Annotated in this window: 1 protein-coding gene; it reads left to right on the plus strand. The window is 52.1% G+C overall.

Features of this window, described 5'->3' with window-relative positions:
- The coding region (locus A3730_RS13140; RefSeq protein ID WP_231883955.1) for a transposase at positions 1 to 358 on the plus strand (358 nt) is incomplete at its 5' end.
- Between the last annotated feature and the right edge of the window lie 66 nt (positions 359 to 424).

Genomic DNA, 424 nt, shown 5'->3' on the forward strand with positions numbered 1-424 from the left:
CCCGGAAAAAGTAGACACCTTCATTTGGAGAGAAGGTGTCATGAAATACAAAGCCAAGCGCTACTTCAGCGATGATTTCAAACGCGAGGCCGTGCAGGCCTCGCTATCCACCACGCAGACACAGTCCGCACTAGCTGGCAAGCTAGGCATACACCCAAAGTTGTTAAGCCGCTGGCGAAGAGAATGGATTGTGACCAAGAAACCGTCTGCTAAATCCGTCCAGAACACGGGACCCGATAAAAGCCTCAAAGACCTGGAAGGAGAGATTTCTCGCCTGAAAAAGCAGCTCAAGCGAGCCGAGCTGGAGAATGAAATCCTAAAAAAGGCGGACGAGTACTTCGCCAAGCACGGCAAATAAGATTTGCCTTCATCGATGCCTGCCGTAGCCAAGCCTGGCCGGTATCGGTGATGTGCGCAGTACTCG

The sequence above is a fragment of the Alcanivorax sp. HI0044 genome (assembly GCF_001634945.1).